The organism is Streptomyces sp. 2-1 (assembly GCF_048564895.1).
Classification (GTDB): Bacteria; Actinomycetota; Actinomycetes; order Streptomycetales; family Streptomycetaceae; genus Streptomyces; species Streptomyces phaeochromogenes.
Genome location: NZ_CP183383.1, coordinates 9,916,759 through 9,939,130, shown reverse-complemented (window position 1 = coordinate 9,939,130; position 22,372 = coordinate 9,916,759). Strand labels below are relative to the sequence as shown.

The following is a 22,372-nucleotide window of genomic DNA, read 5'->3' as shown; positions in this document are numbered from 1 at the left end:
TCTCCTCCCTCCTACGGCAGGGTCCATTTCTGGTTGGCGTTGGCGTGGCAGGTCCACAGATGGACTGCGGTTCCGTCGTTCCAGGTGCCGCCCGAGGCGTCCAGGCACTTGCCGGACTGCGGATTGCGGACCGTGCCGTCGGACTGGGCCGCCCACGTCTGCGCACCCGAACCGTTGCAGGTCCACAACTGGATCCTCGTACCGTCCGCAGAGGCCCCCTCGGACACGTCCAGGCACTTGCCCAGAACCCGCAGGGTGCCGTCACCGGGGACCGTCCACTTCTGGGCGGCAGAGGTGTTGCACGTCCAGATCTGCACCTTGGTGCCGTCAGCCGTCTGGGCGTTGTCCACGTCCAGGCACTTGCCGTTCACGCCCCTCACCTCACCCGAGCGGGTGGTGTCGCCGGAGGTGGTGAAGGAGAACTCGTCCACGTCGAAGAGCGCGCCGCTGCCGCCCTTGAAGACGAGGTGGAGGGAGGTGGAGCCGGTGGGCCGGTTGCTCAGGCCCGCGGTCACGTCCTGGAAGGTCTCCCAGCCGCCGGTCACCGGCACGGTCGCCGTGCCGAGCAGGGTGCCGGTCGGGGATCCGGCGCGGACCTCGATGGTGCCGCCGGCGCCCGCGGAGGAGACCCGGGCGGTGAACTGTGTCGCGTTGCCGAGGGCGTACGGCTGGAAGGAGATCCAGTCGCCGTTCTCGATGTTGCCGACGGTCTTCCCGCCGTGGGCGGGAGCGTGGGAGATGACGTCGACGCCGGCGGAGTTGCCGTAGTGCTCGCCCTGCCGGTGGCTGGGCTGGACGACGTGCTGGTCGTGCGAGGTCAGCGCGGGCTGTCCGCCGGCGCCCTTGTCGGTGTACTCGGCGTCGATCACGCCGAAGATGTTGGCGTTGGGGTCGTGCTCTCCGTCCGCCAGCGTCTGCAGTGTGCCGTTGCAGCCGGTGGTCGAGGTCTGCGGATGGCCGTGGCTGTCGTGCCCGACGATGAAGGTGACCTTCACCTTGGAGCAGTCGATCGTGCCGTCCTCGGGGTCCGTCACCGTCACCTTGAACGGGATCGCGTCGCCGAAGTCGTGGATGCTTCCGTCCAGGGGCAGGTCGAGCTTCACCGTGGGCGCGGTGTTCCCCACCGTGATCTGCACGGAGGCCGTCGCGGACTTGCCGGTCGTGTCCGTGACTTTCAGCGTGGCTGTGTACTGGCCGTTGGCCGTATAGGTGTGGGAGGGGTTGGCGGCGGTGGAGGTGGCGCCGTCGCCGAAGGTCCAGGCGTGGCTCAGGGCGTCGCCGTCCGGGTCGGTGCTGCCGGCCGAGGAGAACGAGACGGCCAGGGGCGCCTTGCCCGAGGTGACGTCGGCCTTCGCCTGTGCGGTCGGGGCGAGCCCGTCGGTGACGTGCTCGATGCGGTACAGGGCGGAGTTCTCGTCGCCGCTGAAGTAGCCGGTGCCGTAGTCGAGGACGTACAGGGCGCCGTCGGGGCCGAAGGCCATGTCCATCACCTGGGTGCCGCTCCAGGGGAAGGCGTTGATGGACTGCACGGTGCCGTCGGTGCCGGACTCGATGCGCTTGATCCAGCGGCGGCCGAACTCCCCGGCGAAGTAGTCGCCGTCGTACTCCTGCGGGAACTTCACCTCGGAGGTGGAGGTGGCGTCGTAGCGGTAGACCGGGCCGCCCATCGGGGACTCCGAGCCGTTGCCGAACTCCGGTACGGATCCGCCGTCGTAGGGGATCCAGGCGGGCTGGACGGGAGGCAGGCCGGTGAGGCCGGTGTTGTTCGGCGAACTGTTCGTGGGCGCCGAGCAGTTGAAGGCGGACCCGGAGGCGCCGGTGGCGAAGTTGTAGTCGATGTAGGCGTCGTTGTCGCCGGTGCAGTACGGCCAGCCGTAGTTGCCTGCCTTGGTGATCCGGTTGAACTCCACCTGCCCGCCGGGGCCGCGCGTGGGGCTGGCGGTGCCTGCGTCGGGGCCGTAGTCGCCGAGGTAGACGATGCCCGTGGGCTTGTCGACGCTCATGCGGAAGGGGTTGCGGAAGCCCATCGCGTAGATCTCGGGACGGGTTTTCGCGGTGCCGGGCGCGAAGAGGTTGCCGCTCGGGATCGCGTACGACCCGTCGGCGTTGACCTTGATCCGCAGGACCTTGCCGCGCAGGTCGTTGGTGTTGGCCGAGGAACGCTGGGCGTCGAAGGCGGGGTTGCGGGTGGGGCGCTCGTCGATCGGGGTGTAGCTGTCGGAGGCGAACGGGTTGGTGTCGTCGCCGGTGGACAGGTACAGGTTTCCGGCCGCGTCGAAATCGATGTCGCCGCCCACGTGGCAGCAGATGCCACGGGAGGCAGGCACGTCGAGGATCTTCTTCTCGCTGCCGAGGTCCAGGGTGCCGTCGGTCTTCAGCACGAACCGGGACAGCCGGTTGACCCCGTCGAAGGGGGCGAAGTCGGAGGCCGTGCCGTCGGCCGGGGCGTCACCGGCCGGAGTGCTGAGCTTGGGGGCGTAGTAGAGGTAGACGGACCGGTTGGACGCGAAGCCGGGGTCCACGGCGACGCCTTGCAGGCCTTCCTCGTCGTGGCTGTACACATCCAGCTTGCCCGCGACGGCGGTGGTGCCCGCGGCGTTCGTGAGCCGGACCGTGCCGTCACGGGAGGTGTGCAGGACCGAGCGGTCCGGCAGCACCGCCAGGGTCATCGGCTCGCCCGTCTCGGCCACACCCTTGGCGAGTGTGACCTGCTGGTACTCGACGGCCGCCGCCTTGGTCCCGGCGGCCGGATCCGCCGGGCGGGCGGCGGCCTGGGGCAGGGGCAGCAGGCAGCCGATGGCGCAGGCCACGGCGGTCAGCAGGTAGCGGATACGTCTGTTTCCGAGCGGTTTGTTGCGCACAGAGGTCTCCCAAAGTGGGGTGGGATGACGGCAGCCCTCACCGGGCTGCCAAGCAGTGCACAGGCGCGCGCCGTCGCGCCGTCATGACCGGTTGCGGCTCTATGACCGGTTCATTTCAAGGAAGTTAGCGAGCTTTGTTGAGCTCCGTAACCCCTTTCACTCATGATCTCGATACTTTTTCCAGGTACGGGACAAAGGGCCGCGGCCGACCGCAACATACGAAGTCACAGGCGGCGTAGGGCTGTTGGTCTCGACCAGGGGCGACTCAGAGGGGGTACGTTGCTGGTCATGCTCGCGACGCGTCTCGATCTCGCCCGGATCCGCGCGGCCGGTCGGAACATCGACCCGATCTTCCTGGACACTCCGCTGTACGAGTGCGACGCGTTGGGGCGCGAGCTCGGCTGCACGGTGAGCATCAAGCTGGAGACGGCGAATCCGGTGCGCAGCTTCAAGGCCCGCGGTACGGAACTCGTCGCCGGCCTGCTGACCGGCCAGGGCGGTACGGCCGCGGTGTGCGCCAGTGCCGGAAACCTCGGCCAGGCGCTCGCCTGGTCCGGTCGCCGCCGCGGCCTCGACGTGACGGTCGTGGCGTCACACAAGGCGCCCGCCGCCAAACTCGATCGGATCCGCGCGCTGGGTGCGGAGTTGGAGCTGGTCGACGGCGACTTCGAGATGGCCCGCGAACGGGCCGTGAGCATCGCGCGACGGCGTGGCGTCCGGCTGGTCGAGGACAGCCTCGACATCGAGACCTGCGAGGGCGCGGCGACCATCGGCCTGGAACTGGCCGGCGCGGCCTCCTCCTTCGACGCGGTCCTGATCGCCCTGGGCGGCGGCGCGATGGCCACCGGAGTGGGTTACGTCCTGCAGACCCTTTCGCCGGACGTCGAGGTGATCTGCGTACAGCCCCTCGGCGCACCCGCGATGACCCGCTCCTGGCACGGACGCCGGGTCGTCTCCACCGACTCGACCGACACCATCGCCGACGGCGTCGCCGGGCGGCACCCCATTCCCGCGGTCCTGGACGACCTCCTCGCCGTGGCCGACGACGCCGTCCTGGTCCGCGAGGAGTCCATCGTCACGGGCATGCGGTTGCTCCTGGAGCGCGCGGGCCTGGTCGTCGAACCCTCAGCGGCCCTCGGCATCGCGGCCGTCCTGGAAGACCGTGACCGCTTCGCCGGCCGCCACGTGGCGACCATCATCTGCGGCAGCAACGTCGACCTGGACGCGTACCACCGCTGGGTCCGCACGTGAGCGAGCCGCCGAGATCGGGTGTGCTGATGTCGGGCGTGCCCAGATCGGGTGTGCCGATGTCGGATGCGCCGAGATCAGGGGGCCGATATCGGGTGCGGGAGCTCTGATCCCCGCCCGTGCCGCCACCCCTGTCCACGCGGTTTCACAGCCTGCGGCGCGCCGTGGCGATGGGCAAGGGTGCCACTCCTCCGACGACCGTGTTGCTGACGGTGCCCAGGCCCTGGGCCGTGATGGTGACGGTGTCGCCGGGCTCCAGGGGCGGCGGTTCGAATGTGCCGGCCCGGCCCCAGCGCTCGGCCAGGCACCCTCCGTTGCCGCAGGTCCCGGAGCCGAGGACGTCGCCGGGCCTGACCCAGGTGCCTCGGGAGGCGTACGCGACCATCTCCTCGAAGGTCCAGGCCATGTTGGCGAGGGTGTCCTGACCGATGGTCACGCCGTTGACATCGACGGTGAGTTCGAGATCCAGGAAGCCTTCGGGGTCGCGATGCGGATCGAGTTCGTCGGCGGTGACCAGCCAGGGTCCGAGGGTGGTGGCGGTGTCCTTGCCCTTGGCCGGGCCGAGTTTGACCTTCATCTCCGGGCCCTGCAGATCGCGGGCGGACCAGTCGTTGAGGATCGTGTAGCCGATGATGTGCTCCCGGGCCTGCCCGGGACTCAGATCCCGCCCGGCCCGTCCGATGACAGCGGCGACCTCCAGTTCGAAGTCGAAGCGCCGGCAGCCCGGCGGAACGGGGACGTCGTCGTAGGCGCCGATCATGGCGTACGGGTTGGTGAAGTAGAACGCCGGCTGGGCGTACCACTCCTCGGGCACGGTGTCGCCGAATCCCCGGGCCACTGCGGCCACATGCCCTTCGAAGGTCATGAAATCCCGTACGGTCGGCGGCTGGAGCGGCGGCAGCAGCCGGATCTCGCCGAGCGCCAGGGGCCCTGACCCGGTGAGGGCCCGGTCGCCGGCGGCCCGCAGTTCGCTCTCGCCCGCCTGGATGAGCTCCAGCAGGCCGATGCCAGGGGCGAAGGGGTGGATCCGGTCGCCGGTCACGACTCCCGAACGCTGCTGTCCGTCGTGGAGGAAGGTCGCGTACTTCACGGCCGGACCCCCTCGGGCTCGGCTGTCCGCGCCTCGGGCTTCGGGCCCGCATCGCCGCCACTGGACCTGACTCCCAGGAAGACGGCGGCGATCGCGGCGGCGACCACGCAGGCGACGGCGGTCAGGACGAGTCCCGCGTTGTAGCCGTCGGCCAGCGCCCGTTCGGTGAACGGGGCGAGTTTCGCGCTGAGCGGGCCGAGTTCGGCGGTGTGCAGGGCGATCGGGCCGCCCGCTTCGAGGACGGCGTTGGCGGTCCCGTGCTCGGCGGGTGTGAGTCCCGCCCCGGCGAGACCGTCCGTCAGCCGGCCGGTCGCCAGGCCCAGGGCGACCGCACCGACGATGGCTGGGCCGAGGGTCTGACCGAGGTCGCGGACCAGGCTGGTGGTGGCGCTGGCCATGCCGGTGAGACTGGGCGGTACGACGTTGACGGCGGCCGCGGTGATGGCGGCGACGACCAGTCCGAAGCCGACGCCGTTGAGAACCAGCGGGCCGAGCAGGGGCACCAAGCCGGTCTCGTGGATCGGCACCTCCCGCAGCCACAGCTGGGCGACGGCCAACGACATGAAGCCGGTGACGAGCATCGGACCGGGGCCGACGCTGTGCAGCAGCCGGACCAGCAGCGGCCAGATGAAGGGGGTGATGCCCTGGATCACCAGGAAGGGAACCGCCGACTGCAGCGGGCTCTGGTGCTGGATCACGCCCAGCCGGATGCTCAGGTCGTACGCGCCTCCCAGGAAGCCGAACATCCCGATGACCGCCATCGCGGCCGAGGCGGCGAAGGCCGGGATACGGAACAGTTCCAGGCGCAGCATCGGCGAGGCGCTGCTGTTCTCCACGCGGATGAAGGCCGCCAGCAGAACCGCCGCGGCGACGAGGGAGAGGACGACGGGCGCCGACCCCCAGCCGTCCGAGGGGCCCTGGATGATGCCGTACAGCAGGGCCAGCAGGGCCAGGCCGATGGTTATCTGCCCCGGCCAGTCCAGCGAACGGCCTTCGGGGGCACTGGACTCGCCGGTCAGCAGCCAGGCCGCTGCCGCCGCCGCGAGCGCGAGCACCCCGGTGGCGGCGAACGCCCAGCGGAAGGAGGTGTGTTCGACGACAGCGCCGGAGAGCAGCGGGGCGATGAGCGCGCCGAGCGACAGGGCCGTGGTCCACGAGGCGAGGGCGCGGGCCCGGGCTGCGGGTGTCGGTGTGCTCGCGGTGATCACGGCGAGTGAGGCGGGGAAGAGCGCGGCGGCGCCGATGCCGGAGAGGGCCTGGCCGGTGATCAGCTGGGCCGCGGAGTCGGAGGTCGCGGAGACCGCGTAGCCGACGGCGGCCAGCAGTGCACCACCCACCAGCAGCTTCTTGCGTCCGTACAGGTCGCCGAGAACGCCGAAGGTCAGCGCGAGCACGGCGGCCGGAACCAGGAACGCGTCGCTGATCCACGTCAGTTCCGCGCCGGATGTCTGCAGGGAGCGCTGGATGACGCCGTTGATCGCGGCGGGCAGCACCAGTCCGATCTGGGCCAGGCACACCGCGAGACAGCCGGCGATGATCGTGCCCGTGTGCCGTGCCGGCGGGCCGTCGGCCAGCACGGTGGGTGGTTCGTGGGCCGGTCCGGTGGGTGGTTCGTAGGCGGGTCTGGAGACCATGTCTCCTCCTCTGGTCGGTCCGGGGAATGACCGGTGGGTGGGCCGGTGGACGGCCGGTGGGCGGGCCGGCGAATGGCCGGGCAATGGCTGATAGGTGGCCGGTCCGTGGTCCGGGGAATGACCGGCGGATCGAAAGGCTCAGGAATCAGAAACCGGGGTGCGGGCAGGCGAGTTCGGCCATGCGCCCGAACAGGCCGGGGCCGTCGAGCGGGGGCAGGGAGGGGTCGAGTTCCCGGTAGACGGTGTGCACGTTGACGGCGAGGCGTTCGCTCTCGTCCAGCCCGGCGAATCGCCCGAGGCGGATGTCGCGTGCGGCGTCCATGGCGGGCAGTCCGGCGGTGAACCGGGTGGTGGCCTGCTCGTGGACGAATTCGAGGTAGTCGCGGATGTCCCGGACGGCCTTCTTGGTGGTGACCGGTCCGTGCCCGGGCACGATGGTGTGGGCGTCGAGACCGAGGAGCAGGTCGCAGGCGGCGAGCCAGTTGGCGAACGGGCCGTGCCACACGACGGGAGCGGCACCGGCGAACACGATGTCGCCGGTGTAGACGACCCCCGCCCGCGGCACATGGACGATGGTGTCGCCGGAGCTGTGCGCAGGGCCCACGTCCACCAGCCGGACCTCCGTACCGCCGACGTCCAGGACGAGTTCGCCGTCGAAGACCCGGCCGGGCAGGACGGGCTCGATGTCCGTGTGGTCGAAGGCGCCGAAGATCCTGCGGGCGAACCGCCCGGTGAGTCCCTGGGCGGCCGACAGCTGCCGCATCTCGGACGGGCCCACCTGCCGCATGTCGGCCAGTGACCCGCGGGCCGCGATGATCTCGGCCTGGGCCACGAGCTGATTGCCGAACCAGTGATCGCCGTTGCCGTGGGTATTGACCACGGTCGAGATGGGGGCGGCGGCGGTCACCGGAGCCAGCGCATCGAGCATCGCGCGGGTCAGCCGCAGGTCGTAGAGGGTGTCGACGAGCAGGGCCTCGCCCCGGCCGACGACCAGCCCGGCATTGCTCATGCCCCAGCCGCCCCGGTCCGGGAGCCACACATGACAGCCGGCGCCGACGTCCGCACGGCCCGCCAGGGGAATTACGGAAGCCACGCTGCCTCCTTTCCACGTCCCGCAGCATCGCGAGATTGAAATCCAATGATGGACTGGAGTCCATCTATGACCGAAAATCTAGAGTCACTCGCGGATACGGTCAAGAGGCGTGCGGCGCTGTGCTGTACTGGAGGCCATGAAGATCCCGGACGCAGGAGCCGTCCCCGCGAGCGAGACACCGGCCCCCGGGCGCCGGGAGCGGAAGCGCCGCCAGGTACGTGATCAGCTGTACGAAGCGGCGGTCGGGCTGTTCGTCACCCAGGGGTTCGAGGCGACGACCATGGACGAGATCGCCGACACCGCCGACGTCGCCCGGGCCACCGTCTTCAACCACTACTCGCAGAAGGTCGGCTTCCTGGAGGAGTGGGGCGTCCGTCGGCGGGCGTCGGTCGCGGCGATCCTCGGCCAGGAGCACGCCGAGGTCCTGCCGGTCGGCGAGCGCCTCAGGCGCTACCTACGGGAGATGGCCGAGCTGAACGTCGCCTCCCGCGGGGAGACCACGGTCCTCATGAGCGCCTCCGCACGGTTCGGCCGGCTGTTCCAGGACCCGTCACTGGAAATCGAACTCACGAAGATCGTCGAGGAAGGCAAGCAGCGCGGCGAGATCCGGCCCGAGGTCGATTCCGACCAGGCGGGCGCCCTGCTCGCAGCCTGCTACTTCACGACCGTCCTGCGCTGGATCAGGGAAGAGCCGCCACCCTTCGACCTGCCCGACAGCCTCAACGCGGCACTCGACATCGTCCTCACGGGAATCCTCACGCCTGCCTGAACCGCCGTCGCGCCGGAGGCCGGGGACGCCGGAGGCGACGATGCGCCGGGTCGCAGACGCGCCGCCGGTTGCCGTACGTCGGCGTCCGGTGCGGGCGGTGCGGTGTGGTCCGGCCCGGTCAGTCCGATGGGCCCGGTCGGTCCGGTCGGTCCGGGGGCGAAAGGCCCGGCCCTGCGAGTCCGGCTTCCGGTCCTGGACGAGGAGGCCGAGCAGTACCTCGTCCAGGAACTCGCCCAGCACCCAGGCGGATGAGCGCAGCATGCCCTCGCGGACGAAACCGTCGCGCTCGGCGGAGGGCGGCATCGCGACATCGCAGCATCGCGGCGTTGTCCGACAGCGTCTCGATCCGCAGCCGCCGCAGGCCGCGCACGCGGAAACCGCAGTGGCACAGCGTCGCGACCACGTCGGTGACGAGCTGAAGCCCCAGCCCCCGACCGGCGGGGACCGCCGGGGCGCCTTCCGCTCTAGCGCCCATCGCCTCCAGGCTCGGGTGGGGGTGGCGGCATGGGCGTGCCGGCGAGGTCGGGTGCCGGCTCGGGCCACACAAGCAGTACCGGGCAGGGGGCGTGGTCGACGACGAAGCGGCTGGCCGGGCCCAGGCTTCTGGGGCCGAGGCGGCTGCGGTCGCCGTCGCGCGCGACGATGAGCAACTCCGCGCCCTGCGCGGCGACCACGACCTCCTGCTCGACGCGGCCGGTGCGCTCTATGCGGGTGCAGGGGCGGCCGAGTCGGTCGGCGGCGTTCTGGAGGAGCTGGTTGGCGGAGGTGGCGGCGAGGTGTTCCAGGCGGGTGCCGGGGTCGCGTTCGGGGTGGCCGCGGCCGAGCAGACCGGCGAAGGCACCGTGCGCGATGCCCGGGATCTCGTGGCCGCTCACATGGAGCAGAACGATCTCGGCGTCCTCGGGGGCATGGGTGCGGACGGCGTCCACGCAGGCGGGCCAGGTGCCTTCGACGATCCACGCGATGACGGTCATCCGCTCGCCCTCCGACTGCCAGGTGGGTCATGTCCGATCAGACATCAGTGTCGTGGTCGCGCACGATACGCCGCCACAGCAAGGTCACCAGGGAGCCCACGTACGTGAGGTTGGGGTCGCTGTTGGCGTGAGGTTCGGGTCGCTGTTGACGCCGAGCTGCACACGAGAACAGCGCCCGCACCGCACGGAGCCGTCCGCCGCGGCAGCACCGGCACGGACGGCATGCTGTCGATCAGGTTCGCCATTCCCACCGGGCCACCACTGAGCTCTGTCGGTCAGCGCACCCTTCCCCGTGGTTTGAGCGGCACGGGCGGCAGTTCGGGAGCGGGCAGCGCTGCCCCGTCGTACCCCTTCACCTCGCCGAACCGCGCCCCGGTCATCCAGTCCGCGCGGGCCTGGGTGATCTCCTCCTGGGAGCGGCCGATGAAGTTCCACCACATGATGAGCTCCTCCTCGAACGGCTCACCTCCGAGGAGCATGAGGCCCGCGTCCGACTCGGCGCGGAGGGGGAGTTCGGAGCGCCCGCAGCCGAGGTAGAGCATGGAACCGGGCAGCAGCGGTACGCCGTCGACGTGGGCCTCGCCGGACATGGAGAGCACGGCGTACTCGAAGTCCGGCTCCAACGGGAGGCGTACGTCGGCGCCCTGGGCGAGGGCCAGGTCGGCGCCGACGATCGGGGTGTACGTCGTCCCGGGCGAGGCCGCTCCGTCGACGCTGCCGAGGATGAGCGTGGCCTCGATGCCGGGTGCGGTGACGACGGGCAGTTCGGCGTGGTGCTCGAACAGCGGGTCGGTGTGGCGGTCGCCGTCGGGGAGCGCGACCCACAGTTGCGCGCCATGGAGGAAGCGGGCGTGCGACTTGGGGCTCTCCTCCGAATGGCTGATGGCCCGGCCGGACGTCATCAGGCCCAGCTCGCGCGGCCGGATCGTCTGGAGGCTGCCGGTTGAGTCGCGGTGCAGGACCTCGCCCTCGTGGAGCCAGCTGACGGTCTGCAGACCCATGTGCGGATGCGGCGGGACCTGCATACCGGGCTCTTCGGCGATGTCGTCGGGGCCGTAGTGATCGACGAAGCACCAGGCGCCCACCATGCGCCGGCCCAGGTTGGGCAGCAGACGGCGGACTTCGCTGGACTCGCCGAGCTTGACCCGGCGGGGACTGAGGAGTTCACGCACCGGCTCCGCCACCACGAAACCCCGGCCACCGCACAGAGCGGGAACTGCCTCGCGATCAAGATTGCTCATGGCCCACAACTTAGCCCCGCGAAGGACACTCCGTCAGGCCAACCACCCGCCGGTCGACGGCGACGGCCTCCCGCGGCGAACATACTAGCCATGTACATAATGTCTATGTACTGTATCTCTCGTGAGCACGAATCCCGAGGGCGCGACGCCCGGCTTCCTGGTGTGGCGCCTGTCGATGAAATGGCGGGTCGCCGTTGACCGGGCGGTGGCACCGCTCGGCCTGACCCACGCGCAGTACTCGCTGGTGGCGTCGCTTTACGGCATGCACCGGACCGGACTCCGCCCCAGCCAGCGGCAACTCGCCGACCACACAGGGCTCGAACCGCTGTACGTGTCGAAGCTCGCCCGCGCCCTGGAGGCGGCCGGCCTCGTCGAGCGCACGCGGGACCCCGCCGATCCCCGCGCGGTGCAGCTGACGCTCACCGATCAGGGTCGCGAGGTCACCCGCCGCGCGATCGGGATCGTGCACGGACTGTTGGAACAACTACTGACGCCGCTCGGAGGCCTTGACGGCCCACGCACGAAGGCCTTCAGCCGCGAGCTGGCGACCCTGCTTGACGTACCGCTCGACCCGCCGACCGAGAACGAGACGGAGCAGTCATGACCACCGCCACACCCACCACCCCCACCACACCCACCGTCAACGGCCGTGTCATCGCCCTGGCCCACTACGCGGGACGTGCCGTCCTGGAGCGCGTCCTGACGCGCACGGGAAACACGTTCAACCAGTCGGTGACCCTCAGGGTCGTCGCGATCGCGGACGCCCCCATCGCACGCGACAAAGTGGTCGCCGACGTGACCGGCTCACTGAAGATCGAGGAGTCGGCAGTACAGACCACCATCGACGAGTTGGTGGCAGCGAAGCTGGTCGAAGAAGCCCCGTCGGACGATTCCGGGCTGCGACTCACACCCGTCGGCCGGGACCTGTACGACCGGGTCACCGCCGAGACCAACCAGATCTCCGCCCGGATCTACGCGGACATCCCCACCGAGGACCTGGCCACGGCAGGCCGCGTACTGACACTCGTCACCGAGCGCGCAAACGCCGAACTGGCCCGGATATAGCACCACCGACAGCCACCCCAGGGCACGCACGGAGGTCGTGGAATATTCAACGAATCAACGTCGTTCTGCCCGTCGAAGGAGGTCGGAAGTGGACACGACGTACTACGACCACGGGACGTCCGCGGAGCGCTGGGAGCGCGCCCAGATGTTCTTCGACGCCAAGGAATACGCCGCCTCGGCGCGCATCCTCGACGGCCTGGTCGAGGAGGTGCCGGAGCAGGTGGGCCCGCGACTGCTGCTGGCCCGCGCGTACTACCACTCGGCCCAACTGGGCCGCGCGGAAACCCAGTTGCGGCTACTCATCGAGCGCGACCCCGTCGAGCACTACGCCCGCCTGATGCTCGGCCGCACCCTCCAACGCCAGGGCCGAACCGACGAGGCCGAGCCCCACATCCGCCTAGCCTCGGCCCTCGCGGGCGAGTTCGAGTCCTTGTGAGTACTCGGAGAAGCGGTCGCGCCTAGAGACGCGCACCGCGAAGCAGGAGGCCGAGCCCCCAGGCACCAAGGGTTGTCACTGACGTGACGCGCCCGAGGTGCCGGGGCTCGGCCTCTTTCTCTGCTCTGCCTCAACTTGGCTACTTGGCCGACGCGTACGTCCGTTTCCCGCGGCGGTGGGCTATCTCGCCCAGCACTATGTCGATGGCGATGAAGGCGGCCAGGGGGATGCCCAGGAGGGGGACGAAGTAGCCGAGGACGGCTATTGCTGCCATCAGGGGGACGAGGATGTAGGCAGGGACGTGTTGCCAGGCGCCGCGGGGGATGGGGCGGCCAAAGGCGGAGGCTCGGCCTCGTTGCCACCACATTCGGTAGCCCCAGAGGATGAGGAGGATCAGGCTGAGGGCCAGGGCCATGAGTACGAGCTGGTTGGCGAGGCCGAAGAGGACTCCGGTGTGGGCGTCGATGCCCCAGCGGGTCAGTTTCGCGAGGACCGGGTAGTCGGCGAAGCGGACCGTGTCGGTGACCTCGCCGTTCGACGGGTCGACGGCGACCGCGTCCTGCTTGGTGGGCCAGCTGCGCTGGACCTGCCTCACCACGTAGCCGGACTCGGCGTCGGCGGGCGGGACGATCTCCACCGGGTCGCCCAGGCCCTCCGCCCGCGCGGACGCCAGCACCTTGTCGAGGCCGACGCCGTGCTCGACGTCCTCCTCGGCCGAGGCGGAACCGTGGCCGGAGTGCTCGCCGCCCGCAGCCGCCGACACCGCGGGGGTGGCCTGATGGAGCGAGGTGCGCAGTTCGTCGATGTGCGCGCCGGCGTACGTCGACCAGGTCAGTCCCGTCGCCGCCAGGAAGAAGAAGCCGAGGGCCGCCCAGACGCCGACCGTGCCGTGCAGACCGAGCGTGCGTCGGCGGCCGGTGGTGCCGCGTATCTTGCGCTGCGTACGTCGGCGGCTGAACCAGAGCACCAGACCGCCGCCCGCTATCACCCACAGCCAGCTGGCGGCGAGTTCGCTGTAGAGCCGGCCGTTCTGGCCGAGTTGCAGGTTGGCGTGGAACTCGTCGATCCAGGTGCGCAGCGGCAGTGCGCCGGTGGATCCGTACTGTTCGAGCGAGCCGCGCACCTTGGCGGTGTACGGGTCGACGAACACCGCGAGGGTGTGGGTTTCGCCGATGCCCGGGACGCCGGACAGCATCACCCTGGTGGTCTCGTCGTCCTTCGGCGAGGGGCGTACGGCGGAGACCGTGCCCTCCGGGTGCGCCTTGCGGGCGGCCGTGACCTGCTCGGATATCGGCAGCTTCTCGTCGCCGACAGGGACCGTCATCTCGTGCGAGTACAGGATCTTCTCGGCCTGGAACGACGCCGCGTACAGGAATCCGGTCGTGGCGGCGACCAGCAGGAACGGGGCGACGAGCACTCCGGCGTAGAAGTGCAGCCGCAGGACCAGGGGGCGCAGCGGCGACCAGAGGCCGCGTTTCGGGGAAGGGGCGACGGCTTGCGGGGACTCGTCCGTCTCGGTCGTGGGAGCGGTGGTCATCGGCGGGCTTCTCCGGTGGGGCAGGGGACGACGGGCCGTGCTCGGCCGTTGCGGTGCAGTAGTCGGTGGGCGGGGCCGTCGAGTTCCCGGAGGTTCGCGTGGTGTGGGTCACATCGTGAGGCGCAATTCGGGGCTCCGGTCATCCGGGCGGCCCTGGACTGGCACGATGCTCGCCATGACCTCCGGGATCGCCTTCCGCCTCGCGCGTGCCGCCGTGTTCGCGGCCGTGTGCGTGGTGACGGCGGGCCTGGGGCACACGCTGATGTCCGGGGCGGGTCTGCCGTGGTGGGCCGTCGGATACGCGTTCGCCGCGACGACGGCCACCGCGTGGTGGCTCACCGGGCGCCAGCGCGGCGCCGGGCTGGTGACCGGGGCCACGGTCGTGGCACAGCTCGGGCTGCACCAGTTGTTCGGACTTGCCCAGCAGGTGCGCTCGTCGGACGCCTTCACGTCCACGACCTCCATGGACGCGGGCCACACGCACACGCACCCGATGGGCCCCGAGCCGACGGACACCCTGCTCATGGGTGGTGACGTCCGCATGCTCGCGGCCCACCTGCTCGCCGCGCTCGTCTGCGGTGTGTGGCTGTGGCGCGGCGAGGAGGCCGCGTTCCGCACGGCGCGGGCGGTCGCGTACCGGACCGGCCGACTGCTCGGGACCTCGCTGTTCGAGCCGCTGCGGCGGGCGTTGCTGGCGTTGCGGGTGTCGGCGGCCATGCGGCAGGCCGGGCCCGTACGGACGCCCGTGTACGTCCCGGTGCGCCGGCTGCGCGGAGTTCTGCTGGAGTACGCCGTCGCGCGGAGGGGTCCGCCGGTCGCACCGGCCGCCCGCTGACCGTCCGTCCCGCCACCGGTGACGGGCGGAACCGCGGCGTACGTGCCACGTGCCTGCCGTCGGCGAACGGCTCGCGTGCTCGGCGACCAAGTCCCGGTCCCCCTCGGAGAGCAGTTCCGGTCCTTCGCACAGGCCGGTCCCGGTCCTACTCGTAGGCCGGGTCCCGGTCCTCGTCGTAGGCCCGCCGGATCCCGGTCCTCGTCGTAGGGCGGGTCCCGGTCCTCCTCGTGGACCCGATCCTGGTCCCTCTCGTACTGCGCCCAGGCGTCGTACGGAGCCACGCGCGCGTGCCGTTGTCGTAGGCCCACGCGCGCGTGCGATGGCCCTTTGGTCCACGCGAGGCCCACACGCGCGTGCCTCCACGCGCACATCTACGGGTCGCGCCGGCCGTACGCCGCTCTCCTCACTCCGCGCTTCCCTTCACCGAAGGACCACTTGCGATGGCTTCTGCCCTGCTTCAGGCACACGACGACGAACGGATCACCCGCTGGGCCCTGGCCGCCGGGGCCGGCGACCCCGACGCGGTCGAGCGGTTCGTGCGGGCCACCCACCGGGACGTATGGCGTTTCGTCGCTCATCTCAGCGGCGATGTGCACGGCGCCGACGACCTCACCCAGGAAACGTTCCTCCGGGCGCTGACCGCCCTGCCGGGGTTCTCCGCCCGCTCCAGCGCCCGCAGTTGGCTGCTCGCGATCGCCCGCCGCACGGTGGCCGACCGGTTCCGCACGGCGGCGACCCGGCCGCGGCTGTCCGACACCGGCGACTGGCAGACGGCCGCCGAGCGCGCTCAGCCGCGCGGGCTGCCCGGCTTCGACGAGGGCGTGGCCCTCCTCGACCTCCTGGAGACCCTGGACGCCCCACGGCGCGAGGCGTTCGTCCTGACGCAGCTGGCGGGCCTGCCGTACGCGGACGCCGCGTCGGCGGTGGGCTGCCCGGTCGGGACCGTACGGTCGCGGGTCGCGCGCGCCCGGGAGAGCGTGACGGCGTTGCTGGAGGCCGCGGGGTAGGCACCCGGGGCAGGGATCAGGCGGGTCCGAGGAGGGAACCAGAGGAGGATCCGGAGTCGAGTGAGACGCGACACCCTCTACTCCCCTTCAGAGAGCCGCCTCGCACCCCGGCATCCCGCTTGGCATCCTGGCGCGATGGCTTCCACCAGTGACCCCGCGCCCTCGTCCCTCAGCGATCAGGTGGAGGAACTGCTCTCCCGTACGGGCCCGTTGCCGATCGTCGCCGCCGGTGATCCGGTGCTGCGGCGCGCGGCCGAGCCCTTCGACGGCCAGCTGGATCCGACGCTCCTCGCCCGCTTCGTCGCGGCCCTGCGCGACACGATGCACGCGGCACCGGGCGTCGGGCTGGCCGCGCCCCAGGTCGGCGTACCGCTGCGCCTCGCGGTCGTCGAGGACCCGGCGCCGGTGCCGGACGAGATCCGCGAGGCGCGCGGCCGGGTGCCCCTGCCCTTCCGGGTGCTGGTCAACCCGGTGTACGAGCCGGTGGGTCCGGCCCGCGCCGCGTTCTTCGAGGGCTGTCTGAGCGTGCCGGGCTGGCAGGCGGTGGTGGCCCGGCCCGCCGAGGTGCGGCTGCTGGCCCAGGACGAGAACGGCCGCCCGGTGGACGAGGTGTTCACGGGCTGGCCCGCCCGTATCGTCCAGCACGAGACGGACCACCTGAACGGCACCCTCTACCTGGACCGCGCCGAACTGCGCTCCCTCTCCTCGAACCAGGCGATGCTGGAACGCTGGTCCCATCCGACGCCTGGGCAGGCGGCCACGGACCTCGGCTTCCAGTTGCCCGAGGAGAGCTGAGGCCCGTCACCCCGGCGTAGCGCAGCGGCGGAGCGATCACGCGTCCCGATACGCCTCCAGCAGCCGCAGCCACACCTCGCTCACCGTCGGATACGCCGGCACCGCGTGCCACAGTCGGCTCACCGGGACCTCGCCGGCGACGGCGATCGTCGCGGAGTGGAGCATCTCGCCGACGCCGGGGCCGACGAAGGTGACGCCACGGAGGGTCTCGGTGTCGAGGTCCACGATCATGCGGGCGCGGCCGCGGTAGCCGTCTCCGTAGAGGCCGGCGCCGGCGACCGAGGAGAGGTCGACGTCGACCGCGCGGACCCGGTGACCTGCTTGTTCGGCCTCGGCTAGGGAGAGGCCGACGGCGGCGGCCTCCGGGTCGGTGAAGACGACCTGCGGAACGGCCGCGTGGTCGGCGGTCGCCGAGTGGGCGCCCCAGGGGTCGGTCTCCAGGAGCGGGACACCGGCCGCGCGGGCCGCGATGGCGGCGCCCGCGATACGGGCCTGGTACTTGCCCTGGTGGGTGAGGAGGGCGCGATGGTTGACATCGCCGACCGCGTAGAGCCAGTCGCTGCCCGTCACCCGGCAGCTGTCGTCGACCGACAGCCAGGAGCCGGGGTTCAGGCCGACCGTCTCGAGTCCGAGGTCGTCGGTGCGCGGGGCGCGGCCGGTGGCGAAGAGGATCTCGTCGGCCTCGATGCGGTCGCCCGCGGACGTGGTGACCACGACCGTCGCGCCTTCCCGGGTCACCGCCTCGACCGACGTGCCCGTACGCACGTCCGCGCCCGCCTCCGTCAGCGCCTCGGCGACCATTTCCCCGGCGAAGGGCTCCATACGGGGCAGCAGGCCCTTGCCGCGGACGAGGACCGTGACCTTCGAGCCGAAGGCCTGCCAGGCGGTGGCCATCTCCACGCCGACGACCCCGCCGCCGACGACCACGAGGCGGCCCGGCACGGCGTGCGCGCTGGTGGCTTCGCGGCTGGTCCAGGGCTTGACCTCGGCGATTCCCGGCAGGTCGGGCACGACGGCACGGGTGCCGGTGCTGACCGCCACGGCGTGCCGGGCGGTCAGGACGTGCCGTTCCCCGTCGGGGCCGTCGACCGTGACCTTGCGTGTTCCGGCGAGCCGTCCGTGGCCTCGGTAGATGTCGGCGCCGATGCCGTCGAGCCACCGGACCTGGCCGTCGTCCTTCCAGTGCGAGGTGTATTCGTCACGATGGGCGAGGACCGCGCCGACGTCGAGGGGGCCCTGCACGGCCTGGCTGAGGCCCGGCACGCGGCGTGCGTCCGCACGGGCGAGGACCGAGCGCAACAGGGCCTTGCTGGGCATGCACGCCCAGTAGGAGCACTCGCCGCCGATCAGCTCGCTCTCCACGATCGCGGTGGAGAGGCCTGCCGCGCGGGCGCGGTCGGCGACGTTCTCCCCCACGGGCCCGGCCCCGAGCACCACGACGTCGTACGCGATGGATTCCGATTCCGTCATGGGGCCAGTCTGGTCCTTGGTGTGGGCCGTGGCCACACGGGTACGTGCGCGGAATACGCCACTGATCGACGCCGTTGTGGACATCGGCAAGGCCCCGACCCCAGGAAGAGGGATTCAACGCCATGAGCAGCACCGTGGAGCTCACCAAGGACAACTTCGACCAGCTGGTCACGGACAACGAATTCGTCCTGATCGACTTCTGGGCGTCCTGGTGCGGCCCGTGCCGCCAGTTCGCCCCGGTCTACGAGAAGGCGGCGGAGTCCAACCCCGACCTGGTCTTCGGCAAGGTGGACACCGAGGCGCAGCCCGAGCTGGCCGCGGCCTTCAACATCCAGTCGATCCCGACGCTGATGATCGTCCGCGACCAGGTGGCCGTCTTCGCCCAGCCCGGGGCGCTGCCCGAGGCCGCCCTCGAGGACGTCATCGGACAGGCCCGGAAGCTGGACATGGACGAGGTCCGCAAGTCCATCGCGGAGCAGGGCCAGCAGGCCCAGTGATCCGCCAGGACCGCCGGCACGCCCAGTGATCCGCCTGTGCCGCCAGCGGTCCCAGTACCTCGTGGTCCCAATACCTCGTCGGCGCCCCTAGAAGGGGTAGCCCGCCACATCCCCTCGCACCGTCGTCCAGCGCAGGTCGGTGAAGGCCTCCAGATTGGCCTCGCCGCCGAACCTGGCGCCGGTGCCGGAGGCGGCGATGCCGCCGAAGGGCGCGACGGCCTCGTCGTTGACGGTCTGGTCGTTGATGTGGACGATCCCGGTGGGGACGCGCTCGGCGAGGTCGAGGCCACGCGCGGTGTCCCGGGTGACGATGCCCAGCGAGAGGCCGTACGGCCCGTCGGAGGCGAGGGCGGCGGCCTCGTCGGCGGTGCTGAAGGAGCGCACCGGCGCGACCGGGCCGAAGACCTCCTCGGCGTACGCGGGGGTCGAGTCGTCGACCCCGGCGAGGACCGTCGGACGGTAGAACAGCCGGTCATGGGTGCCGCCCGCCGCCAGCTTGGCGCCGCGTGCGGTGCTGGACTCCACCAGGCCGTGGATCTTGGCGAGCTGGGCGTCGTCAATGATCGGCCCGAGGTGCACCTGCTCCCGGTGCGGGTCTCCGACGGCCAGTGAGTCGGCCTTCGCGGCGAGCCGCTCGATGTACTCCTCGTACAGCGAGGCGTGGACGAGGTGGCGGCCGGTGGTCATGCAGATCTGGCCCTGGTGGAAGAACGAGCCCCAGGCCGCCGTGGAGATCACCGCGTCGATGTCGGCGTCCTCCAGCACGATCAGCGCGGAGTTGCCGCCCAACTCCAGGTGTACGCGCTTGAGATGGCGCCCCGCGGCCTCACCCACCGCTCGCCCGGCGGCGGTTGAGCCCGTGAAGGAGATCACCGGCACCTGCGGGTCGGCGACCAGCGCCTGCCCGGCTTCCGGTCCTCCGGGCAGCACCTGCAACAGCCCCTCCGGAAGGCCCGCCTCGGCGAAGACCGCGGCGAGCGCGAGGCCGCCGCAGACCGCGGTGCGCGGGTCCGGCTTCAGTACGACGCCGTTGCCGAGCGCAAGCGCCGGGGCCACCGAGCGGATCGAAAGGATCAGCGGGGCGTTGAAGGGGGAAATGACTCCCACGACGCCGACCGGGATGCGCCGTGTGTACGACAGCCGGGCGGCCTCGGACGGCAGGACCTGCCCTGCCGGACGCGACGCGAGTGCCGCCGCCTCGTAGCACTCCTGGGCCGCGACATGCAGTTCGAAGTCGGCCTTGCCTGGTATGGAGCCGGACTCGCGCACGATCCAGTCGCGCAGCTCGTCGGCGTGCTCGGTGAACAGGTCGCCGGCCTTGCGCAGGACGGCGGCGCGGACGAAGTGCGGGGCGCGGGCCCACTCGGCCTGGGCCGCGCGGGCGGCCCCGGCGGCTGCCGCGACGTCCTCGGCGGAGGCGAGCGTGACGGTGCCGAGCGGGTCGCCGGTCGCGGGCTCCGTGACGGCGTACTCACCGCCCGCCAGGTTGTGGGACTGCCAGTTCTCCGGGTCGAGCAGCGGCATGACGGCTCTCCGATCGGTCAGTGGACACCGGTGGGACCCACAGCGCGAACGGTGGCCGCGAGCGGAAGTCCCGTGTAGTTAGCGGCCAGTTCGGCAGCCGCGGGGCGGGATGCCGCGATCCGCCGCAGTCGCGCATGCTGCAGCCGGTCCTCGAAGGCATCCCCATCTGGTTGAGCGTGCAACATCTTAGTCATGTCGTACGAGAAACGGGTCGCCTGCCAGACCCGTTCGAGGCACAACTCCGAGTAGGAGTCGAGGAGTTGGGTCGAACCCGAGCGGTGGAGCTCGGCGAAGGCGCGGGCCAGGACCCGGACGTCGGACACGGCCAGGTTCAGTCCCTTGGCGCCTGTCGGCGGCACGATGTGTGCGGCGTCCCCGGCGAGGAAGAGCCGTCCGTGGCGCATCGGCTCGTGGACGTAACTCCGCATCCCGGTCACCGACTTGGAGGTGATCGGGCCGCGCTCCAGCCGCCAGTCGCCGTCGATCGCGAAGCGTGCGTCGAGCTCGTCCCAGATGCGTTCGTCGGGCCAGTCGTCGGCGTCCGTGCCGTTCGGGACCTGCAGATACAGCCGTGACACCGACGTCGAGCGCATGCTGTGCAGCGCGAAGCCTCCCGGGCCGCGCGCGTAGATCAACTCCTCGCAGGAGGGCGCCACATCGGCCAGGATCCCGAGCCAGGAGTAGGGGTACTCGTGCTCGTACGTGCGGCTGACGGCGGCCGGGAAGGCGTCGCGGGCGATGCCGTGGAAGCCGTCGCAGCCGACCACGTAGTCACAGGTGAGGGTCTGTTCGCGGCCGTCGTGCACAAAGCGCACGAGAGGTGCGCCGCCGCCCGGCTCCTCGACCGCGTTCTCGACGGCGAGGGCCTCCGCCTCGAACAACAGCGGTGGTCCGTCGGCGAGTTGGAGTTCCACGAGGTCCTTCACGATCTCCGTCTGGGCGTAGATCGTGACCGTGCGACCGCCGGTGAGCACGGGAAAGTCGATGCGGTGCCGCTCGCGGTCGAAGCGCAGCTCGATGCCGTTGTGGATCAGCCCCTCGGCCTCCAGCCGGTCGGCGGCGCCGCACTCGCGCAGCGCGTCCACGGTGCCCTGTTCCAGCATCCCGGCGCGCTGGCGCTGCTCGACGTACGTGCGGGTCCTGCTCTCCAGGACGACGCAGTCGATCCCCGTCCGGTGCAGCAGCCGGGCCAGCAGGAGCCCTGCCGGGCCTCCGCCGATGATGCCGACCGTGGTCCGCATGACGCGCCTCCCAGGTGTTCAGCTCGATTCGCGGTGCACGACCGTCGCTCCCAGCACCTCGTGCGCCTCCGGCGGGGCACCGGGCTCCCGCACCGCGCGGTCGACCAGCTCGGCGAGCTCGCGTCCGGACGGCAGGTCGATGTGGACGGTGCTCAGCCTCGGGCGCAGCAGCCGGCCGAGCATCAGATCGTCGGCGCCGATGACAGCAGTGTCCCCCGGGATGCCGATGCCTTCATCCTGAAGGGCGCGCATCAGCAGCATCGCGTACTCGTCGTTGTACGCGAACACGGCGTCCAGGCCCAAGGAGCGCCAGCGCGCGGCGAGTTGGGACGCGGCCTCCTCGTCGTAGGCGAGCGACACCTCGGTCACGGACGCGTCCGTGCCGCTGAGGGCCTGCCGTACGCCTTCGAAGCGGGGCTTGGAGAAGATCTCCAGGCCGGGGTCCTCGGGCACCACGACTCCGACGCGGCGGTGGCCGCGGGCCCGCAGATGGGCGCCCGCGCTCCGGCCGACCTCGTGGTGGTCCATGATCAGGGCGTGCGCGCCCTCGACCCGGTCGGGGCCGAGGGTGACGACGGCCCGGGCGCCGGAGCGCTTGAGGACGGCCACGCCCTCCGCACCGAGTCCGCTGCCGGGCACGAGCACGGCGACCGGGCGCAGTTCGGCCCAGGCGCGGGCCGCCTCGTCGCCCTGGAGGCCGACACTGCCGTACTGCACGACGGTGTAGTCGAGGCGGCTCAGGGCCCACTGGAGTTCGTTGAAGAACTGGCTGTAGAGCGGGCCCACGGGCACGTCGGGCGCGGGCATCAGGACCATGCGGCTGTGCCCGGCGCGCAGACTGCGGGCCGCGGCGTGCGGGACGTACCCGAGCTCCTTGGCCGCCTGGTGGACACGGCGACGGGTGGGCTCGCTGATCCGTACGGCGCTGGTGTTGTTCAGGACGTAGGAGACGGTCGCGCGCGAGACCCCCGCCAGGCGGGCCACATCGGCACTCGTGGGCACGGAGTGCGGCGCGGGCGACGTAGGGGCGGATGTTTTCGGTATCTGCACCATGA

The 22,372-nt window shown here is 71.1% G+C and carries 20 protein-coding genes and 1 pseudogene; 9 read left to right on the top strand and 12 right to left on the bottom strand.

The window, feature by feature from the left end; genetic code table 11:
- Positions 1–11: 11 nt before the first annotated feature.
- Entirely contained in the window at positions 12–2,861 is a 2,850-nt protein-coding gene (locus ACN20J_RS43415) for a lectin (RefSeq protein WP_419668138.1), read from the bottom strand.
- A 288-nt stretch (positions 2,862–3,149) separates the two neighbouring features.
- Between ACN20J_RS43415 and ACN20J_RS43410 the strand changes: the two genes are divergently transcribed.
- Positions 3,150–4,112 carry a threonine ammonia-lyase gene (locus tag ACN20J_RS43410; protein ID WP_419668137.1) on the top strand — a complete coding sequence of 321 codons (963 nt, stop codon included), beginning with the start codon at positions 3,150–3,152 and terminating at the stop codon, positions 4,110–4,112.
- 142 nt (positions 4,113–4,254) lie between these two features.
- On the opposite strand, the gene ACN20J_RS43405 is transcribed toward ACN20J_RS43410, so the two are convergent.
- From ACN20J_RS43405 to ACN20J_RS43395, 3 genes are all read right to left on the bottom strand, one after another.
- Entirely contained in the window at positions 4,255–5,199 is a 945-nt protein-coding gene (locus ACN20J_RS43405; RefSeq protein WP_419668136.1) for a fumarylacetoacetate hydrolase family protein, read from the bottom strand.
- Positions 5,196–6,833 (bottom strand): MFS transporter, encoded by a 1,638-nt coding sequence (locus ACN20J_RS43400; RefSeq protein ID WP_419668135.1) that lies wholly within the window; start codon positions 6,831–6,833, stop codon positions 5,196–5,198. The genes ACN20J_RS43405 and ACN20J_RS43400 overlap by 4 nt, the downstream gene beginning before the upstream one ends.
- Positions 6,834–6,978: 145 nt before the next feature.
- Positions 6,979–7,926, bottom strand: a complete 948-nt coding sequence (locus ACN20J_RS43395) for an MBL fold metallo-hydrolase (protein ID WP_419668134.1) — start codon at positions 7,924–7,926, stop codon at positions 6,979–6,981.
- Between the two features lie 136 nt (positions 7,927–8,062).
- Here ACN20J_RS43395 and ACN20J_RS43390 point away from each other — a divergent pair, with 136 nt between their 5' ends.
- Positions 8,063–8,695: a TetR/AcrR family transcriptional regulator gene (locus ACN20J_RS43390; RefSeq protein WP_189839257.1), complete on the top strand. Its 633-nt coding sequence runs from the start codon at positions 8,063–8,065 to the stop codon at positions 8,693–8,695.
- Between the two features lie 171 nt (positions 8,696–8,866).
- Here ACN20J_RS43390 and ACN20J_RS43385 read toward each other — a convergent pair.
- The 3 genes and pseudogenes from ACN20J_RS43385 to ACN20J_RS43375 all read right to left on the bottom strand — a co-directional run.
- A pseudogene (locus tag ACN20J_RS43385) lies at positions 8,867–9,104 on the bottom strand (GNAT family N-acetyltransferase); the annotation flags it as partial.
- 55 nt (positions 9,105–9,159) lie between these two features.
- Positions 9,160–9,669 (bottom strand): universal stress protein, encoded by a 510-nt coding sequence (locus tag ACN20J_RS43380; RefSeq protein WP_361914479.1) that lies wholly within the window; start codon positions 9,667–9,669, stop codon positions 9,160–9,162.
- A 275-nt stretch (positions 9,670–9,944) separates the two neighbouring features.
- Positions 9,945–10,910, bottom strand: a complete 966-nt coding sequence (locus tag ACN20J_RS43375; RefSeq protein WP_055618731.1) for a pirin family protein — start codon at positions 10,908–10,910, stop codon at positions 9,945–9,947.
- Between the two features lie 121 nt (positions 10,911–11,031).
- On the opposite strand from ACN20J_RS43375, the gene ACN20J_RS43370 reads away from it, so the two are divergent.
- From ACN20J_RS43370 to ACN20J_RS43360, 3 genes are all read left to right on the top strand, one after another.
- A complete protein-coding gene (locus ACN20J_RS43370; protein ID WP_189839260.1) occupies positions 11,032–11,514 on the top strand; it encodes a MarR family winged helix-turn-helix transcriptional regulator in 483 nt (160 codons plus the stop codon).
- Positions 11,511–11,975, top strand: a complete 465-nt coding sequence (locus tag ACN20J_RS43365) for a MarR family winged helix-turn-helix transcriptional regulator (protein ID WP_419668133.1) — start codon at positions 11,511–11,513, stop codon at positions 11,973–11,975. The genes ACN20J_RS43370 and ACN20J_RS43365 overlap by 4 nt, the downstream gene beginning before the upstream one ends.
- An 88-nt stretch (positions 11,976–12,063) precedes the next feature.
- A complete protein-coding gene (locus ACN20J_RS43360; RefSeq protein ID WP_189839262.1) occupies positions 12,064–12,411 on the top strand; it encodes a tetratricopeptide repeat protein in 348 nt (115 codons plus the stop codon).
- Positions 12,412–12,550: 139 nt separating this feature from the next.
- Here ACN20J_RS43360 and ACN20J_RS43355 read toward each other — a convergent pair whose 3' ends face one another.
- A complete protein-coding gene (locus ACN20J_RS43355; RefSeq protein ID WP_189839263.1) occupies positions 12,551–13,948 on the bottom strand; it encodes a PepSY-associated TM helix domain-containing protein in 1,398 nt (465 codons plus the stop codon).
- 175 nt (positions 13,949–14,123) lie between these two features.
- On the opposite strand from ACN20J_RS43355, the gene ACN20J_RS43350 reads away from it, so the two are divergent.
- The 3 genes from ACN20J_RS43350 to ACN20J_RS43340 all read left to right on the top strand — a co-directional run bounded on the left by ACN20J_RS43350 (position 14,124) and on the right by ACN20J_RS43340 (position 16,585).
- On the top strand, positions 14,124–14,783 hold the full coding sequence (locus ACN20J_RS43350) for a hypothetical protein (protein ID WP_419668132.1): 660 nt from the start codon (positions 14,124–14,126) through the stop codon (positions 14,781–14,783).
- A gap of 440 nt (positions 14,784–15,223) precedes the next feature.
- A complete protein-coding gene (locus tag ACN20J_RS43345; protein WP_189839265.1) occupies positions 15,224–15,790 on the top strand; it encodes a sigma-70 family RNA polymerase sigma factor in 567 nt (188 codons plus the stop codon).
- A 135-nt stretch (positions 15,791–15,925) separates the two neighbouring features.
- Positions 15,926–16,585, top strand: coding sequence for a peptide deformylase (locus ACN20J_RS43340; protein ID WP_419668131.1), 660 nt, complete (start codon positions 15,926–15,928; stop codon positions 16,583–16,585).
- Positions 16,586–16,621: 36 nt separating this feature from the next.
- On the opposite strand, the gene ACN20J_RS43335 is transcribed toward ACN20J_RS43340, so the two are convergent.
- Positions 16,622–18,055, bottom strand: a complete 1,434-nt coding sequence (locus ACN20J_RS43335; RefSeq protein WP_419668130.1) for a dihydrolipoyl dehydrogenase family protein — start codon at positions 18,053–18,055, stop codon at positions 16,622–16,624.
- Positions 18,056–18,177: 122 nt separating this feature from the next.
- Between ACN20J_RS43335 and trxA the strand changes: the two genes are divergently transcribed.
- Positions 18,178–18,552 (top strand): thioredoxin, encoded by a 375-nt coding sequence (gene trxA, locus ACN20J_RS43330; RefSeq protein ID WP_189839268.1) that lies wholly within the window; start codon positions 18,178–18,180, stop codon positions 18,550–18,552.
- A gap of 87 nt (positions 18,553–18,639) precedes the next feature.
- On the opposite strand, the gene ACN20J_RS43325 is transcribed toward trxA, so the two are convergent.
- From ACN20J_RS43325 to ACN20J_RS43315, 3 genes are read right to left on the bottom strand one after another with little or no spacing between them, the layout of a single operon-like run.
- Positions 18,640–20,076 carry a benzaldehyde dehydrogenase gene (locus ACN20J_RS43325; RefSeq protein WP_419668129.1) on the bottom strand — a complete coding sequence of 479 codons (1,437 nt, stop codon included), beginning with the start codon at positions 20,074–20,076 and terminating at the stop codon, positions 18,640–18,642.
- Between the two features lie 17 nt (positions 20,077–20,093).
- On the bottom strand, positions 20,094–21,317 hold the full coding sequence (locus tag ACN20J_RS43320; protein WP_190231979.1) for a 4-hydroxybenzoate 3-monooxygenase: 1,224 nt from the start codon (positions 21,315–21,317) through the stop codon (positions 20,094–20,096).
- 18 nt (positions 21,318–21,335) lie between these two features.
- Complete coding sequence (locus ACN20J_RS43315; RefSeq protein ID WP_419668128.1) at positions 21,336–22,370, bottom strand: LacI family DNA-binding transcriptional regulator; 1,035 nt, start codon at positions 22,368–22,370, stop codon at positions 21,336–21,338.
- Positions 22,371–22,372: the final 2 nt, after the last annotated feature.